Genomic DNA, 16,016 nt, shown 5'->3' with positions numbered 1-16,016 from the left:
GTGGTACGTCCCAAAATTGTTGTGTTTGTGAGGAGCGTGTTCCCAAGGCCTTGTCGGAACGGGTGCATGATTGCCCTCGTTGCGGGTCGTGGGACAGAGACTTGAACGCTGCTATCGAGATTTTGAAGCGAGGACTCAGGGCGGTGGGACTGCCGCTCTCTGGCTGTGGAGGATCCTGGTTTACCAGTCCGTTGAAGCAGCAACTCCGGGAAGTGATTCTCGGAAGCTCCCGTCTACAGCCCGTCAGGGCTTAGCGGGAGAGGATGTCACGCCGAAACAGAGCAGGTTGCAGCGGGGCATAGACTAGGCAGCATCCGCCGTTGACGAGCCCTCGGACGGGGATGCGGCGGCCACAGGCTCTGCTTCGGCAGCCGGCTTTGTGGACGGGTCGGCTGTGCCGGTCGAGTTGGTTTGGGTTGGGGCTGGAGCTGCTGTTTTGGCGCCCTTGGGAGCGGCTGTGCGGGCGGCCTTTTCCAGCTCCTCGGCTTCCTGGGTTAACTGGGCCTCAAACTCTCTGGCGGCATCCTGCAAGCTGCGCAAGGTTTTGGCTAGGGCACGGCCAATCTCCGGCAGCTTGCGCGGCCCAAACACCAAGAGGGCCACCGCAAAGATAACCAGCATTTCCGGCAGTCCAACGCCTAGAAAGTTCATAAGCCCTGGGATCCCTTCGCTTCCCTAGCCTGACATCTTCTTGCCCTTGGCCGCAAGCACTTTCCCCCCTCCAGGGCTTGGGGCTTTCTTGGCAAAGGGCTGTTGCCGTCTTGGCTGGGCTGGCCGGCCAAGCCAATTGGAATGGTAAAATTGCGCTATATCGCTACTTTAATGATTGGCCTAGGCTTGCCCATGCTCCAAATTCTCCAGAAGCTCCTTGGGGATCCCAACGATCGCAAGATCCGCAAGTACCTGCCTGTTGTGAAGCTGATCAACTCGCTGGAGATTGAGATCGCCTCCCTTTCGGATGCGGAGCTCAGGGCCAAGACCACCGAGTTTCGCCAGCGCTTGGATAGAGGGGAGTCCCTCGACGATCTCCTGCCCGAGGCTTTTGCAGTGGTGCGGGAAGCGGCCAAGCGGGTTCTCAACTTGCGCCACTACGATGTGCAGCTCATTGGCGGCATGGTGCTGCACGAGGGCCAGATTGCCGAGATGAAAACTGGCGAAGGGAAAACCCTGGTCGCCACCTTGCCTGCCTATCTCAACGGCCTGACCGGGAAAGGGGTTCACATCGTTACTGTCAACGGCTACTTGGCCCGGCGGGACTCGGAGTGGATGGGGCAGGTGCACCGCTTCCTGGGCCTGACCGTCGGCCTGGTGCAAGAGGGCATGTCCACCGACGAGAAGCGGCGCAGCTACCACTGCGACATCACCTACTGCACCAACAGCGAGCTGGGCTTCGACTACCTGCGGGACAACATGGCCACCGACATCAAAGAGGTGATGCAGCGGCCCTTTAACTACTGCATCATCGACGAGGTGGACTCCATCCTCATCGACGAGGCCCGCACTCCCCTGATCATCTCCGGCCAGATGGCCCGCCCCTCCGAAAAATACCTCAAGGCGGCTCAGGTGGCGCGGGAGCTGATCCGGGACGAGCACTACGAGGTGGACGAAAAAGCCCGCAACGTCATCCTCACCGACGAAGGGTTTGAGGCGGCGGAGCGGCTGCTGGGGGTCTCCGACCTGTTCGATCCCAAGGATCCCTGGGCGCACTTTGTCTTTAATGCAGTGAAGGCCAAGGAGCTCTTCATCCGGGATGTCCACTACATCGTCCGCAACCAAGAGGTGGTGATCGTGGACGAGTTCACCGGGCGGGTGCTCCCCGGTCGCCGCTGGTCGGACGGGCTGCACCAGGCGGTGGAGGCCAAGGAGGGGGTGCCGATTCAAAACGAGAGCCAAACCCTGGCCACCATCACCTACCAAAACCTCTTCCTGCTCTACCCCAAGCTCTCCGGCATGACAGGCACTGCCCGCACCGAGGAAGCCGAGTTCAGCAAAACCTACAACCTAGAAGTCACGGTGATCCCCACCAACCGGCCCATTCGCCGCAAAGATGCCCCCGATTTGGTGTACAAGACCGAAAACGCCAAGTGGAAAGCGGTCGCCGAGGAGATTGCCCACATGCACGCCCAGGGGCGCCCTGTTTTGGTGGGAACCACCAGCGTGGAGAAATCCGAACGCCTCTCGGCCATGCTCAAGGAAATGGGGATCCCCCACAACCTCCTCAACGCCAAACCGGAGAACGTGGAACGGGAGGCGGAAATCATCGCCCAGGCAGGACGCAAAGGTGCTGTAACCATTGCTACCAACATGGCCGGGCGGGGCACGGATATTATTTTGGGCGGCAATGCGGAGTATATGGCCCGCCTCAAGCTGCGGGAACGGCTGATGCCCAAGCTGGCCCAACTGGACGCCGACAACCCCCTGGGATCCGTTCCCATGGTGGGACGGGGCGGCGGTCAAGGGTTTGGCCCAGCCTCGCCCAAGCCGAAAAAGTCCTGGACGGTGGTCTCTCCCAACTTTTACCCCTGTGAGCTGTCGGCCCGCACCAGCCAGGCTTTGGACGAGGTGGTGGCAGCCGCAGTGGCCAAGTACGGGTTGAACCGTCTGCCGGAGCTGGTGGTGGAAGATCTCATCGCGGTGGCCTCGGAGAAGGCGCCGGTGCAGGATCCTCTGATCTTGCAACTGCGGGAGGTCTACAACAGCATCAAGGCCGAGTACGAAAAGGTCACAGAGGCCGAACACGAGGAGGTGGTGCGGCTGGGGGGCTTGCATGTCATCGGCACGGAGCGCCACGAGTCCCGCCGCATCGACAACCAGTTGCGGGGCCGCGCCGGACGGCAAGGAGACCCTGGCTCCTCGCGCTTTTTCCTCAGCCTAGAAGATAACCTGCTCAAGATCTTCGGTGGCGAGCGGGTGGCCAAGCTGATGGACATGTTCCGGGTAGACGAAGACATGCCCATCGAGCACCCGCTGCTTTCCAGCAGCCTGGAGAACGCGCAGCGCAAGGTGGAAGTGTATTACTTTGACCTGCGCAAACAGGTGTTCGAGTACGACGAGGTAATGAACAACCAGCGGCGGGCCATCTACTCGGAGCGGCGGCGCATCCTGGAAGGGGAGAACCTCAAACCCAAGATCCTCGACTACATGCGCAAGACCGTTGAAGAGATCGTGCGGGCCCACGTCAACCCGGAGCTGCCGCCGGAAGAGTGGGAAATCGACAAGCTGACCGCCAAGATGCAGGAGTTTGTGCCCCTGCTCAAAGAGAACCTCAAGGCCGACGACTTGCGGGATCTCTCCTATCAGGAAATCCTAGACCACCTGATCAAACAGGCGGAGATGGCCTACGAGGCCAAAGAGGCCTTCTTGGATACCTTTGAGCCTGGCCTGATGCGGAAGGCTGAGCGCTTTTTCCTGTTGCAGCAGGTGGACACCCTCTGGCGGGAGCACCTGCAGCAGATGGAGGCCTTGCGGGAAGCGGTGGGCCTACGGGGTTATGGGCAACGGGATCCCCTCATCGAATACAAGAACGAGGGCTACGAGCTGTTCCTGGAGATGATGGACAACATCCGCCGCAACACGGTCTACAACCTGTTCGTTTTCACGCCCCAGCTCGTGCAAGTGCCACAGGTGGCACAAGCCGTCCCGGCGCAGGCAGTGGCTGCCAGCCCCGAGACCGGTGGGGTGGTGGAGGCCGATTTCGCCGAGGACTAGGTTTACCCTATCTCCTGGGAACGACACCTCAGCGTAAGGAAAAGCCCCGACAAGGCGGAGCAATAGCCAGAAGGGATCCCCACTATTGGGGAAGCCGCTTCTCGAAATCCAGATCCGGCAAGGGCAGATTGGCCGAGCCGCCTCCTTGGCCGGTGAGCATGGCCAGGCGGCGGGAGACCTCGTCGTCGAGGGCCATTTCGTCCAGTTGGGCGGCAAGTTGCTCGCTGCGATCCTCGGAGAGCTCGCTCAGGGCGCGCGCCTTGAGCTGGCGAGCCTGGATGGCGTTCTTGGCCGCCTCAAATTGGGACTTGGCCGAGTCAATGCTATAGGCGTTGTTAACGCGGGTCATCTGTTCAAGGGCTTTGTTCACCTCGTAGATGTCTTTGAGGTTGCTCAGCTCGCTCTTGTAGGCCGCCAGCCGCTCTTTTTCGCGGGCCAGCTTTTGCTTGGCAGCGGTGACGTAGCGCTCTGCTGTTTCCACATTCTCCTTAAGCGGGCCGAGAATCGCTTCAATGCGCAGCGCTTCTGCCATGGCCAGGCGGGCGGCTTCTTGATCCCCCCGTTGGGCGGCCAGGCGCGCTTTGTTCTCCAGGGCCCGGTACTCGCGCACCTTTTGCATGTATTTCTGTTCGGCGCGCTGGTAGGCGGCCACCTGGGTGGCGACGGCTTCGGTGAGGCGTTGCACCGTTTCTTGCATGGCCCGCAGCGATTCTTCTGCCACCATCACCGCCCCTGTGCCGCCCTTGTCCACTGGGATCCCCCACAGCCAGTTCCAAGTGCCGACAATAACGCTGCCGGCCCGCTGCCCAAAAATGCCGTAGATGATCTTGCGCGCGCCCATGGCTTGCCTCCTTGTCGATGGCTGACTCCTACTGTATTCAATCTTTTCCGCAACTGGGAAGGTCTGCGGGATCCGGCAGGCCGGCAAAGTCAAACCCCTCTTCTCTCAAGGCCGGGATCAACTGGCGCGTTACCTCGGCTACTTGGGCTCCCCCCTGGACACCATCATGGAGCACGATGAGGGAGCCGGGCCGCACCTGGGCCAGCACTCGCTCCACCACTACTGCCACCGGCGGTTCCAGCCAATCTTCGGGCACCACGCTCCACATCACCGGGAAGAATCCCCAGCGGCGCAGATCCACCAGCGTTTGCGGCCAAAACAAGCCGTTGGGCGGGCGCACAGCCCGATATTCTTCTGGGATCCCGCCGCAGGCAGCCACCAGGGCGGCTTGGCTGCGCCGCAAGCCGCTATGCAATTCGCTGCGGCTGAGCTGGGTAAAGGAGCGGTGCTGCCAGCCGTGCAGGCCAATCTCGTGGCCCTGTTGGCGAATTTGCCGCACCAGGTGAGGCCAGCGCTGCACCCGTTCCCCCAACACAAAGAAGGTGGCCGGCACCTGAAACTCCTGCAAAACCCGTAAGAGAGCTGGCGTGTGCTGCGGGTGGGGGCCGTCGTCAAAGGTAAGGGCCACCTGCTGCTTAGGATGCGGGGGCAGCTCCCAGAGAGCCTCCGGGAAAAGAGTCTTCAGGCTCCGGTGCAGGAGGGGGTAGAGGGCGGGGGGGAGCATCTGCTGCGGCGAAAAGAGCATGGGCGTCCCTCGTCAACTTTCCAGAGAACCGCGTGTTACCCCTAGCTGGCTGTGGAGCTTCAGCTGGCGCCACAGTTGAGAGCCACTCATCTGGCCCTGAAGGAGTTGCTGGTAACAACGCAGAGTTTGTTGGATCTCCGCAGGAGACTCCTGGAGGAACTCGATGCGCAGATAGCGCAGCCCCAGATCCAGCAGTTTTTGCACATATTCTGCCCCAGTCTGGGCTTTGCCGTTGTAGAGGGTGTTGCGACAGCCGGCATCCGCTTTCAAGATGTGCTCCACATTGGCCCTATCCCTTAGCTTTACCTGGTGTTTTTCGCAGGGGCGACCACAGTTGGTGTAATCCGTGCCGCTGGAGAGAAAGGCGCAGAAGACGCAGTGCTCCATGTGGAACATGGGCATGTGCTGGTGGATGGTAACCTCGTACCAGTGGGCGGGGCCGGCCTCCAGCAGGGATCCCAGTTGCTCGTGGTTGAGGTCATAGGAGGCGGTCAGGCGCTCCAGGCGGTAGCGGGTTTTCAAGTAATGGGCGGCGAGGGGATTGGCCACGTTCAAGGAAAAATCGCCAATGCAGCGCTGGTTGGCGAAAAAGCGTAGGTGGTCGTAGTTTCGCACCAGATAGCCATCGGCTCCTGCCGCCAGCACCTGTTTTAGAATCCAAGTTTCCCCCGGCTTGGTGATGCGGGGCGGGGCCGCCCACAGCTCCACCTCAGGGTGAGCAGCTTTGGTAGCGCGGATAACTTCTCGGTAGCGACGGGGATCTTCAAACTCCAGGTAGATCTGCCGGATGCCACAGGCAATTGCCGCCGACAACTGGGCTGGCTCCCGCACCAACACCACCAGCTGGGGCAATCCCGGCTCGGCTGGCTCCAGGGGAGGCAGCAGGTCTTGCCAGTGGGCGTCAGGATTGAGCTGCCAGCGGCGGGGCCGGGCTCGCAGCGCTTGCAACTGCTCCACTGCCTGGCGCCGCATCTGGTTGAGGACGCTGACCGGCAGCATCACCTCCCCCTCCAGGGCATTGTGCAGGGATCCCAGCCGGAAGGGCGTACCTCCCAGGCGGCCCAGTTGCTGTCGCAGCTTCTCGTCGGTGAGGGGCTGCTGGCGAGCAGGCTGCAAAGGCATGGGGGAATCCACCTGCACCACGTGGCCCTCTTCATCGCGCAGGATGAGGGTCAGGGGCAGTCCGGCCTGGCCATGGACTTCCAGGTGGACGGGGCGGCGGAAGCGGGGCTGATCCCCGGCATAGCTCTGGCGCAGGCGCTTTTCCAGCTCTGGGTCGCTGGTTTTCCAGAGGCGATCCCCTACCCGCAGGCGTTTGAGGTCAATTGCCCCCTGGGCAAAGCCGAGCCAGGCCAACCCCTGCCTCTCCTGCACGCAGTAAACCCGCCCTCCTTGCTCGGGCAGCTCCGGCTCTCCCTGGTCAAAGACCACCCCATCCCCCGGCTTGAGGGGGGCTTCTAGGCGCACCCCCACCTGATCCCCTTCGATCTTCAGCACCTGCCCCAGGTAAACCCCCCGCTTTTTGCCAAAACGGGCGTGTACCAGCTCCTGGTTGTTGATGCCCCGCAGCCAGCCGGTGGACAAGCCGCGGGAAAAGCTCATCTCCAGCTCATACCATTCCTGGGCTGAGGGCTGCCACGCTTCCCCTGCCCCCAAGGCGTCCAAGGCCCGCCGATAGATGCGCGTTACATTAGCTACATATTCCGGCGATTTCAGGCGGCCTTCAATTTTCAAACAGTGGATCCCCAGCTTGACCAGCTCCGGCAGCACCTCCAGCCCGGCCAGATCCTGGGGGCTGAGCAAATACCGCTTCTCGCCCAAGTCGCGCCGGATCCCGTCCACCACCAGCTCATAGGGCAGGCGACAGGCCTGGGCGCATTCTCCACGGTTGGCCGAGCGTCCTCCCAGGGCTTCGCTGGTCAGACATTGCCCGGAGTAGGCCACGCAGAGGGCCCCATGGACAAACACCTCCAGAGCAATTGGGGATCCCCTCTCTTCCAGATGGGCGCGGATCTTGGCTATTTCCTTGAGGGAACACTCCCGCGCCAGCACCACCACCTCGCAGCCCAGCTCGGCGGCAAACTCAGCTCCCACGCCGCTGGTGACAGTCATCTGCGTCGAGGCGTGGATGGGGAAATCGGGAGAAAGATGCCGAACCAGGCGGGCAATGCCGACATCCTGCACAATGACCGCGTCTACTCCCGCTGCTGTCATCGCGCGGATGTACCGTTCCGCCTCCTCCAGCTCCTCGGGAAAGACCAAGGTATTTAAAGTTACGTAGCCCCGCACCCCGCGCCGGTGCAGCCAGGCCATCAGCTCCGGCAAATCCGCTTCGGTGAAGTTGCGGGCGCGCAGGCGAGCGTTGAACCGTTCCAGCCCGAAATAGATGGCATCGGCTCCGTTTTCCACCGCCGCCTTTGCACACTCCCAATCCCCCGCTGGCGCAAGCAGCAGCGGCAGCTCGGCGGGCAAGGCCGCCGCCAGACGTTCGGTTTTGAGGGAACTTATCGAAGCGCTCATGAGAAGAACCCTGAGAAAAAACAAGGGATCCTCTCCCATTCAAAAGCAAAAAACCTGAGAGCAGGATCCCCCTTGCCTCAGGCCAAGCCCTACTGCCGGCGGGCCCTTGACAACGCAAAAGACCGAGGTCTCAGAAAGCCTCAGACCGTCCGCCAACTACAGCGCTAGCAGCACATTCAGGATCCCGGTGAGAATGGCACTGAACAGGGCCAGCGTAATGTAGCGGCCAACAGCCGGGTCTTCCCCCAGGAGCCGGTCGGAGGCGCTGATGGTAAAAAACAAAGACCACGCGTAAACTACCCGGCTCCGACCGCTAAGCGGTACGGAGCGGGCTTTCAGTAGCCCTGAGCCTGTTCTGCTCTACCAGAGAACAAAACAGGCCCGAACCTCTAGGCTGGTTTACGACAGCCCCCAAAAGCGCAATCACATTCGCACCATTCAAATCCGCATCCCCTTCCCATCCACAGTGCCCACACTTGAACGACTTGCCACTGCGGTAGGATTGCGCAGGATCGGGATGGATGTGTAAACATTTGTGACAGGTCTGCGACGTGTAGGCAGGCGGCACAAGAACCAGAGAAACCCCTGCAACTCTCGCCTTGTATTCCAGAAACTGGCGTAGCTGGTAGAACGCCCAACTGTTGGCCCTGCGCCTTTCGGTTTTGCTGCGGGGTTGTTGATTGACCCTTTCCCGGATCCCTGTCAGGTCTTCCAGGGCGATAGCGCTGTTGGTAGCTTTTGCCCTAGAGACAATAGCTTTGGAGATGCGATGATTGACCCACGCCTGAAAGCGTCTCTCCTTACCAGACAGCCGTTGCAACAGTTCTCTGCATCTGCGCCGCGAACTGCGTGTGCCCTTACTGGCTTTGCGTTGGAGTACCGCCCTCAACCGGGAGTAGTGGTCTCGGACTCTGTTCAACTGCTGTCCATTCCAGTTGTCCCCCTCTGACGTATGGGCAATATCCGTCCTGCCCAAGTCCACCCCGATCACCTTGTCGGTATCTTGTTGCTTGGGTGGCTTTTTCTCTACGCAAATCTGGATGTAGTAGGAGCCATCCTTCCGCTGGACTAGGGTGGCAGCTTTTGGGTTAGAACCAGCCAGCATTCCCCTCTGGTAGTTACCAATGGCTAGCTCAAAGCGTTCTCTCCCTTCAACCGTGGTCAGCGACACCGTCCAGTCTTTCTCGCGGAATGAAAAGATACGTGCGTCGTAGGTAACGAACCTACGCTTGAACTCTTTAACCGGACGGTTGCGCTGTCTCGCCACTTTGCGAGCGCCTGCCACCCGTCTGCACACCTGTTGAGCCAAGTTACTGGACAAGCCGAACCGGGCCCGGATTTCGCGGTAGCACAGAGACTGGAGCTTAACGGCGTTGGCGACTTTCTCGGGTGTGTTTTGGTTGACCCAGTTCAAGGCTTGGCCAAAAGCCTCCAAAGTCGCGTCCAATTTGGCGGCTTGCGACGGGGACACCTTGAGCTTGCAGGATATGGTCAGGACTTGGCTCATAAGTTCATTGTACTTCATCAAAGCGCATTCCTCCCGACACTGACCCTACGGGTACAGTGCGGGGCTCCTGCGATTTCTAGCTGAGTGGCGTTGATGGTCTCAAACTGGTTGAATTCAGGGGTGAAGATCTTAGCCATCGTGAAATGCTCCCTACGCCTGGGTGTTTGTACCACCTTAACAAAAGTTAACGCTAGCTGCCACGTTCGCACAGCTACATCAGGGGGGCAGAGTCAGCGCAATATCACTTTGGGAGAAAGCAACAACGTCAGGGATCCCTGGCAATAGTCGATACGGCCTTCTGCAAAGCGCACCTGGGCCAAGCCTGCCTTTTTGAGGGTAATGGCCTGGGGATTGGCCGGCTGCAGGCCAATAGCCGCCTGTATCCACAGGCTCAGATCCGGCTGGTGGCCGACCAAGGCCAGAGACGTGAAGGGATCCCGCTCCGCCTGCCAGCGCACCAGGTCGGCGAAGCTGCCGTCCGGGGCCAGCGGCTCAAACACTTCTAGAGCTTCGGCCAAGTTCTCGTCGAAAAAAATCTCCGCCGTCTGCCGCGCCCTCACAAGGGGACTGGTGAGCAGGAGATCCCACTTCCAGCCCATATCCTTGAGTTGGCGGGCAATTTTGCGGCAGCGCTTGCGTCCCTCATCGGTCAAGGCGCGAAAAGCGTCCTCCACTCCCGCTTGCGCTTCTTCGGCTATGCCGTGGCGAATAAAATCCACAGCCACTTCCTGGACGGAAGCCCGCTTCTCGGCTTCAGCCTGATTGCTTCCCTCTGGCCCGAGCTCAAATGTCATCGGCCCTTGCATGCTTTCTCACTCCTTCAGTCCAGAATACCCCGCTCGGCTTGGAAAAAGCTCGCCTGTTCAGCCTGACCCTCCGGCAGAAAATTGCAGGCGCCTGCTGCGGCCTAAAACAAAAGCCCAGAAAGTTGTGATAGGATTGCTTGAAGTGACAGGTATGTACTGTTTCAGGAGTTCTCCAAGCATGTCTGCAGCAATAGACGTCGCTGATGCTACCTTTGAGGCAGAGGTGCTGCGTAGCGATATTCCGGTCTTAGTGGATTTCTGGGCGCCCTGGTGTGGCCCATGCCGGATGGTGGCTCCTGTGGTTCAGGAGATAGCCGAGCAGTATGCCGGCAAGGTTAAGGTTGTGAAAATTAATACAGACGAGAATCCCCAAACTGCCAGCCAGTATGGCATTCGCAGCATTCCCACTTTGATGCTCTTCAAGGGAGGCCAGAAGGTCGATGTGGTAGTCGGCGCTGTGCCCAAGGCAACTCTAACGACAATTCTGGAGAAGCACTTCGACACGCCTGCCGAGAGCTAAGGTCCTAGCAGGAGGAGCGGCCCTCAACGCTTCAGAGCGCTATGTTTGGATCCGGGGGTAAGGCCTAAGTAGCATTTAGCGTCGATAGCCTATTGCAGTAAAAAGTAATGACAGAGAACTCTGGATTCTGGCTTGGCTGATTCCCTTTCTTCTCTTCTCCAGGAAATTTTCTCCAACGCCGAGACTCGTCTGAAGCAGTTGGAGCATCACCCCAACCGGACGGCTTGGCTGCGCGTTTTGCAGTCGCTGCAGCGGATGGGATCTCTGAATCTCAGCCGCCTGGACGCTAAGATCCTAGCGGCCACGCTTGAGGATCTGGAGCAGGGCTTTGCGGCCTTCCAGAACTATGTCCATCAGCGCAAGGTAACAGTTTTTGGGTCGGCACGGGTAGGGCCGGACAGCCCGGAATACCGCCAGGCACAGTTGTTCGCCCACTGCATCAGCCAGCGAGGGTTCATGGTGCTGACGGGGGGCGGCGGTGGGATTATGGAAGCCGGCAATCGGGGCGCAGGGCTGGAAAACTCGTTTGGGCTGAATATCCAGCTTCCCTTCGAGCAGATGGCCAATCCTGTGATTGCCGCCAGCGATCGGGTAATTAACTTTAAGTATTTCTTTTCACGCAAGCTCTTTTTTGTCAAAGAAACCGATGCGCTGGTGCTTTTCCCCGGTGGCTTTGGTACGCAGGATGAGGCTTTTGAATGTCTGACCTTGATGCAAACCGGCAAAACCAAGCTCATGCCCTTGGTGCTGGTGGACAAGAAGGGCGGTTGCTACTGGAAAGAATGGGATGAATATGTGCGGGAGCATCTACTCAGCCGCGGCCTGATCAGCCCGGAAGATCTCTTCTTATACACCTTAACCGACGATGTAGGGGACGCCTGCCAGCAGATCCTAGATTTTTATCGCATCTTTCACAGCAATCGCTATGTGCGGGAACTGCTGGTTTTGCGCTTGAATGCCAAGCTCTCGCCCCAGGCTCTGGATATCTTAAACGAAGAGTTTGCCGACATTCTCGACTCGGGCCGGATCGAGCAAACCGAGGCTTTGCCGGAAGAAGCAGAGGAAGAGATTGCCCATCTGCCGCGGCTGGTGATGCACTTTAACCAGCGTAACTTTGGACGGCTGTGGCAAATGGTGCGCCGGATCAACACGCTTCATCCAGCACAGCCGGATCGTCTGCAAATGCGCCCCGACCAAAAGTAGGGGATTGTCGGAAGGGATCCCAATGGGCCGGTTGTTTGTCAAAATCTGCGGCATCACCCGCCAGGATCAAGCGGAGGCTATCGCCGCGCTGGGGGTGAGCGCTCTTGGATTTATCGCAGTGCCCAACACGCCGCGCTATTTGCCTCTCTCCCAGGCCCGCTGGCTTGCCTCCCTACCCCGCCATGTGGAAAAGGTGGGGGTCTTTGTGGATCCGGATCCCCGTACCATTGCCACCTGGGTGGAAGTGGGCGGCCTCACGGCTGTTCAGCTCCACGGCCGGGAATCGCCAGAAGAGTGCCGGCAACTGGGAGAATGGCTCCCTGGCATTCGCCGCATTAAGGCCCTGCGCATTCGCCACCTGGCAGATCTGGAGGCAGCCCACCTCTACGGCGACTGTGTGGAGGCTCTGCTTCTGGACGCCTATCACCCCCAGCGTGCGGGTGGCACTGGGCAAACCCTCAACTGGCCAGAGTTGGCCCACCGCTCTCTGCCCTTGCCCTGGCTCCTGGCCGGTGGCCTCACCCCAGACAATGTTCTGCAGGCCCTCAGCCACCTCCAGCCCAGCGGCATTGATCTCTCCAGCGGTGTGGAACGCCAGCCGGGCGACAAAGATCTGCACAAAGTCTGGCGTCTGCTGCAGCAGTTGGAATCCCAAGGGTGGCAAATCGCTTCTGCCCTACCTCAACCCAATCAAGGCCTTTAGCCCCTCCGTCCGAGCCGGATCCCTATTGCAAGGATTGGAAGGATTGAATGTCTAGCCCCGGCTCAAACATCAGCTCTTTCACCTCTCCAAACCTTCCCATCACTCCCAGATCGCGGTCGTTGAAGGTCACCAACACCCCGCCGGCATTGCCGGCGCGCAGCACAATCGATCGCTCGGCTTCCCAGTTCAGCTCCGCCCCCGGCTGCAGGGTGGCCTCAAAAACGGTTTGTCCATCGGCAATGACTCGTAGCCAGGAGGGACGCTCTACCACGCGAATATCAAGGCGCACCGGCTTGCGCGGCGGGGCCTCCAACACGTCGGGGAAAACCCCCTGGATGCGCGTCCACTGATCCAGTGTGGGAAACATCTGGCGAGGGGTCGGTTCTGGGCTGCGCCCAGGGGAGTCAGCTGCTCGCGGCTGCGACTGGGATCCCTCGCCGCTTTGTAGGCTGGCCAGCCAATGCCCAAAGGGGTTGCCCGTGCCGTCCAAAAGAGCCGACAGCCCTCCCACCGCCAGCACGACCAGCACCACATAGGCGGCCCAAAGGTGAAAGGGGCGCAGGGCAAAGGCCGGCTGTTCGCCAACAGCAGTAAGAGGAGGGAGCGCATGGGGCGTTTTGGCAGATAGGAGTGGCAAAGCTTGCCGAGATAAAGCCTCGCCATCCAGCCCCAGATAGTTGGCATAGCGCTTAATGAAGCCTTGCACGTAAACCGGCTCCGGCAGCCGACTCAAGTCTGCTTCCTCCAGGGCCTGCAGATATTGGGAGCGGATGAATGTATCGTTGGCTACATCTGTCAACGTCAGCCCCCGTGCCTCTCGTGTTTGCCGCAACAGGGATCCCAGGGCTTCCAATCGCGTTAGCGGGACCGAGTCCTTAGAGCGTTCCGACTCTTGCATCGTTCGGCTACCTGCGGAAGAGAGGAGGCTAGTGTGAGATTGTGCGCACAGTTCCCACAGCTAATTATGAAGAGGGACGGAAAGAGTGCAAAGAGGCGCTTCTGAACAGAGCCAAGCTGTCGGTACCGGCAAGAGGGGCTAGCAGAGCCTGAACCTCTTGGGGCTCCAATAGGCGGAACTGACCTGCCTTTAGGTTTCCGAGGTGCAGCGGGCCGATTGCTTCCCGATGCAGCCTGAGCACCGGATGCCCCAGCTGCTCCGCTACGCGCCGAATTTGCCGGTTGCGCCCCTCAAACAAAACCACCCTCAGCCACGAGGAATTGGCATCCTGCCTATACCCAAAGTTGGGAGCAGGGCAGAACTCCACCTCTGCCGGCAGAGTGGTGTACCCCTCTAAGTTTACTCCGTCTCGCCACTGTTGCAGGGTAGCCCGGCTCGGACGCCCCTGTACCTGCACCCGATAGATTTTGGGCAGATGATAGCGCGGATGGGTCAGCTTCAGCGTCAGGTCGCCATCGTTGGTGAGCAGCAGCGCCCCACTGCTGTCTGCATCCAGTCGGCCCACGGGATAAAGGCGGATCTGCCGGTTCCAGGGCGGGGGAAGCAGATCCAGCACCGTCTTGCGCCCCCACGGATCCTTGCAGGTTGACAAAACCCCCAGGGGCTTGTGCAGGAGCAAAACGTAGCGGGCTGGATCCCCGAAAGGGATCACCCGTCCATCCACCTCGACGCGATCCCGTTCGGGATCGGCTTTAAAGCCCAGCTCGGTGACCACCTTCCCGTTCACCCGAATGCGCCCGGCCAGGATCCAGGTTTCCACCTGGCGACGGGAGGCCAGCCCCTGTTGAGCCAAGAGCTTCTGGAGCCGTTGGGGTGTCGCCATAGGCATGGGGTCACAAGAGAAACAGCGATCGGAGAACGGGGCTGCTAGGCAGCAGAGTCTTCGGATTTCGAGAGCAGATCCGGCAGTTCCGCAGGACTGGAGGCCAATAGCAGCATTTCTGACTTCGACCCTGAGCTATCTCCCAGGGAATAGCTGAGGCCACAATCAAATTCTTCTGCCAGCCGGCAGACTTCCTTGAGATCTCCCACCGACCAAATGCTCCAACTGCTCCGAATCTGGTTATCCACCCACACTTGCACGCGGTTGCCTTCGATGTGAATGATGCGCTTGGGGTTGGCTTCTGAGGCCCGGCCTGTAGACTCAACCAAGGCCTCCGGCCCGCTGACGCCAACGGAAGATTTTTGCCTCAAAGCCCCCAGAGCAGCCATTAACTGCGGCAGAGCGAGTAAAAGGTGCTGGGTGGCTTGTTGGGGTTGCCCTTTCAAGCAGGAAACCAAAGCTTCGGCAACACTCTGGTTCAGAGCTTGCAGAGCTTGGAGTGGAGTAGCACCCGCTAAAGCGGGATCCGGTTGCAGTGGGCTTTGAACATCCATGAAAAGGCAGAAAAGGCACAAACCGCAACTTTACAGCCCTTTCGCCGGTTTACGGCAGCGACGGTGCTGCCCATTGGGGCAGAAGGCCCCGGTTGGCGTAAGCATGCCGCCGACATTGAGCCCTGTACAGATGAGATGGCCGGGGAAAAGGCCGTATGGCTTCCTTAAGCCTAACAAATCCAAAAACTTCTCCGTGAGACAACATTGCTTTGAGGTTGTCCGCATCGCTGCGAAGCCAAGGCCTCTCCGGTCCACTTGGTCATTCAGGTAGGTTCTTTTCTCGCTTGTGCAAAGCAGGCGGAGCTTTAGCGCAGATCCCCCAGGTTGGCACGAAAGTGGGCAACTCTTAAAGCGAGCAACTATTGTTGTTCGCTCAATTCGTCTTCTTCACCCCCAGGGGTGTCCGCCATCCTTCCCTCAACCCCAGGGTGGGATCCCTCCTGTTGTTGGGCCTCAGCGGGCTGTCTCAGTTGGTTGAGCAGGGCCAGAACCCGGGATCCCCGCTCCAAAGAGCGATCCTGCAAAAACACCACCGTCGGCACCCGTCGCAGGCCGAGGCGCTGACCGATTTCCCGCCGCACGAAGGGAGTGGCGGAAGCCAGCCCCTCCATGGTCTGCTGCTGGGCCGCTTCATCGCCATAGATGCTGACGAAGATGCGGGCATTTTGCAGGTCATTGGAAACCTCTACGTCCACAATGCTGACCATCCCTGCCCCCACCCGGTCATCTTTGATCTCCGAGAGCAGGATTTGGCTGACCTCCCGTTTGATCAGCTCGGCTACCCGTGCCACCCGTCGCGCTGTCGCCATTTTTCTGTCCTTAGGTTCCTATCTTCTGCAAACTTGCTCTGGCCGGTTGCCGGCGGCTCCTTAGGTGGTGCCAGCTTCTCCTCGCCATGTCCTCAGAACAGTAGCAGATGCTACGCGCCTCTTCTCCTTCCCCCTCTATTCTGGGTCCATGTCCACCCTATCTTGAGTATGAATACGTGACGTACTCCCGCACTCATGCTGACGCATAGAGTGCAGGCTTCCCAGTGACTCCTGCCCAATGGCAGGACATTTCCTGAGCTTGAAGAACGGGACGCCCCACCGCTCTGGATTTGATGACCCTCGCCGAGTTGTGATCCCT

The 16,016-nt window shown here is 59.8% G+C and carries 17 protein-coding genes; 6 read left to right on the top strand and 11 right to left on the bottom strand.

Translation table 11 applies throughout. From position 1 onward, the window contains the following. A partial coding sequence (locus SYN65AY6A5_RS07690) for a zinc ribbon domain-containing protein (protein ID WP_143597147.1) occupies window positions 1–254 on the top strand: 254 nt, incomplete at its 5' end. A 49-nt stretch (window positions 255–303) separates the two neighbouring features. Here the strand turns inward: SYN65AY6A5_RS07690 and SYN65AY6A5_RS14685 are convergent. Next, entirely contained in the window at window positions 304–651 is a 348-nt protein-coding gene (locus SYN65AY6A5_RS14685; RefSeq protein ID WP_099884193.1) for a TatA/E family twin arginine-targeting protein translocase, read from the bottom strand. A 201-nt stretch (window positions 652–852) separates the two neighbouring features. On the opposite strand from SYN65AY6A5_RS14685, the gene secA reads away from it, so the two are divergent. Further along, window positions 853–3,708, top strand: a complete 2,856-nt coding sequence (gene secA / locus SYN65AY6A5_RS07680) for a preprotein translocase subunit SecA (protein ID WP_168174260.1) — start codon at window positions 853–855, stop codon at window positions 3,706–3,708. A gap of 82 nt (window positions 3,709–3,790) precedes the next feature. On the opposite strand, the gene SYN65AY6A5_RS07675 is transcribed toward secA, so the two are convergent. From SYN65AY6A5_RS07675 to sixA, 6 genes are all read right to left on the bottom strand, one after another. Then, window positions 3,791–4,549 carry a PspA/IM30 family protein gene (locus SYN65AY6A5_RS07675; RefSeq protein ID WP_099884191.1) on the bottom strand — a complete coding sequence of 253 codons (759 nt, stop codon included), beginning with the start codon at window positions 4,547–4,549 and terminating at the stop codon, window positions 3,791–3,793. A gap of 37 nt (window positions 4,550–4,586) precedes the next feature. Next, window positions 4,587–5,294 (bottom strand): polysaccharide deacetylase family protein, encoded by a 708-nt coding sequence (locus SYN65AY6A5_RS07670; RefSeq protein WP_099884189.1) that lies wholly within the window; start codon window positions 5,292–5,294, stop codon window positions 4,587–4,589. 12 nt (window positions 5,295–5,306) lie between these two features. After that, the gene (locus tag SYN65AY6A5_RS07665) at window positions 5,307–7,814 is read right to left on the bottom strand and encodes a U32 family peptidase (RefSeq protein ID WP_099884579.1); all 2,508 of its coding nucleotides are present in this window, start codon (window positions 7,812–7,814) and stop codon (window positions 5,307–5,309) included. Between the two features lie 156 nt (window positions 7,815–7,970). Further along, window positions 7,971–8,096 (bottom strand): hypothetical protein, encoded by a 126-nt coding sequence (locus SYN65AY6A5_RS14680; RefSeq protein WP_011429657.1) that lies wholly within the window; start codon window positions 8,094–8,096, stop codon window positions 7,971–7,973. Between the two features lie 31 nt (window positions 8,097–8,127). Beyond that, the gene (locus SYN65AY6A5_RS07655; protein ID WP_099884577.1) at window positions 8,128–9,321 is read right to left on the bottom strand and encodes an RNA-guided endonuclease TnpB family protein; all 1,194 of its coding nucleotides are present in this window, start codon (window positions 9,319–9,321) and stop codon (window positions 8,128–8,130) included. A 230-nt stretch (window positions 9,322–9,551) separates the two neighbouring features. After that, the gene (sixA, locus tag SYN65AY6A5_RS07650) at window positions 9,552–10,115 is read right to left on the bottom strand and encodes a phosphohistidine phosphatase SixA (RefSeq protein ID WP_083759151.1); all 564 of its coding nucleotides are present in this window, start codon (window positions 10,113–10,115) and stop codon (window positions 9,552–9,554) included. 190 nt (window positions 10,116–10,305) lie between these two features. Between sixA and trxA the strand changes: the two genes are divergently transcribed. The 3 genes from trxA to SYN65AY6A5_RS07635 all read left to right on the top strand — a co-directional run bounded on the left by trxA (window position 10,306) and on the right by SYN65AY6A5_RS07635 (window position 12,553). Beyond that, the gene (gene trxA / locus SYN65AY6A5_RS07645) at window positions 10,306–10,647 is read left to right on the top strand and encodes a thioredoxin (RefSeq protein ID WP_011429660.1); all 342 of its coding nucleotides are present in this window, start codon (window positions 10,306–10,308) and stop codon (window positions 10,645–10,647) included. Between the two features lie 132 nt (window positions 10,648–10,779). Beyond that, the gene (locus tag SYN65AY6A5_RS07640; protein ID WP_011429661.1) at window positions 10,780–11,850 is read left to right on the top strand and encodes an LOG family protein; all 1,071 of its coding nucleotides are present in this window, start codon (window positions 10,780–10,782) and stop codon (window positions 11,848–11,850) included. Between the two features lie 22 nt (window positions 11,851–11,872). Beyond that, a complete protein-coding gene (locus SYN65AY6A5_RS07635) occupies window positions 11,873–12,553 on the top strand; it encodes a phosphoribosylanthranilate isomerase (RefSeq protein WP_011429662.1) in 681 nt (226 codons plus the stop codon). A 22-nt stretch (window positions 12,554–12,575) separates the two neighbouring features. On the opposite strand, the gene SYN65AY6A5_RS07630 is transcribed toward SYN65AY6A5_RS07635, so the two are convergent. The 3 genes from SYN65AY6A5_RS07630 to SYN65AY6A5_RS07620 all read right to left on the bottom strand — a co-directional run bounded on the left by SYN65AY6A5_RS07630 (window position 12,576) and on the right by SYN65AY6A5_RS07620 (window position 14,723). Further along, window positions 12,576–13,451, bottom strand: a complete 876-nt coding sequence (locus tag SYN65AY6A5_RS07630) for a helix-turn-helix domain-containing protein (RefSeq protein WP_240531011.1) — start codon at window positions 13,449–13,451, stop codon at window positions 12,576–12,578. Between the two features lie 64 nt (window positions 13,452–13,515). Beyond that, window positions 13,516–14,334, bottom strand: a complete 819-nt coding sequence (locus SYN65AY6A5_RS07625; RefSeq protein ID WP_099884573.1) for a pseudouridine synthase — start codon at window positions 14,332–14,334, stop codon at window positions 13,516–13,518. A 44-nt stretch (window positions 14,335–14,378) separates the two neighbouring features. Then, complete coding sequence (locus SYN65AY6A5_RS07620; RefSeq protein WP_240530492.1) at window positions 14,379–14,723, bottom strand: hypothetical protein; 345 nt, start codon at window positions 14,721–14,723, stop codon at window positions 14,379–14,381. Between the two features lie 153 nt (window positions 14,724–14,876). Between SYN65AY6A5_RS07620 and SYN65AY6A5_RS13835 the strand changes: the two genes are divergently transcribed. Next, a complete protein-coding gene (locus SYN65AY6A5_RS13835) occupies window positions 14,877–15,056 on the top strand; it encodes a hypothetical protein (RefSeq protein ID WP_011429666.1) in 180 nt (59 codons plus the stop codon). A gap of 191 nt (window positions 15,057–15,247) precedes the next feature. Here SYN65AY6A5_RS13835 and rbfA read toward each other — a convergent pair whose 3' ends face one another. Continuing rightward, a complete protein-coding gene (gene rbfA, locus SYN65AY6A5_RS07615; protein ID WP_011429667.1) occupies window positions 15,248–15,697 on the bottom strand; it encodes a 30S ribosome-binding factor RbfA in 450 nt (149 codons plus the stop codon). Window positions 15,698–16,016: the final 319 nt, after the last annotated feature.

This window comes from Synechococcus sp. 65AY6A5 (genome assembly GCF_002760415.1).
In the GTDB taxonomy this organism is placed as follows: Bacteria; Cyanobacteriota; Cyanobacteriia; order Thermostichales; family Thermostichaceae; genus Thermostichus.
This window is presented reverse-complemented; position numbering and strand designations above follow the sequence as displayed.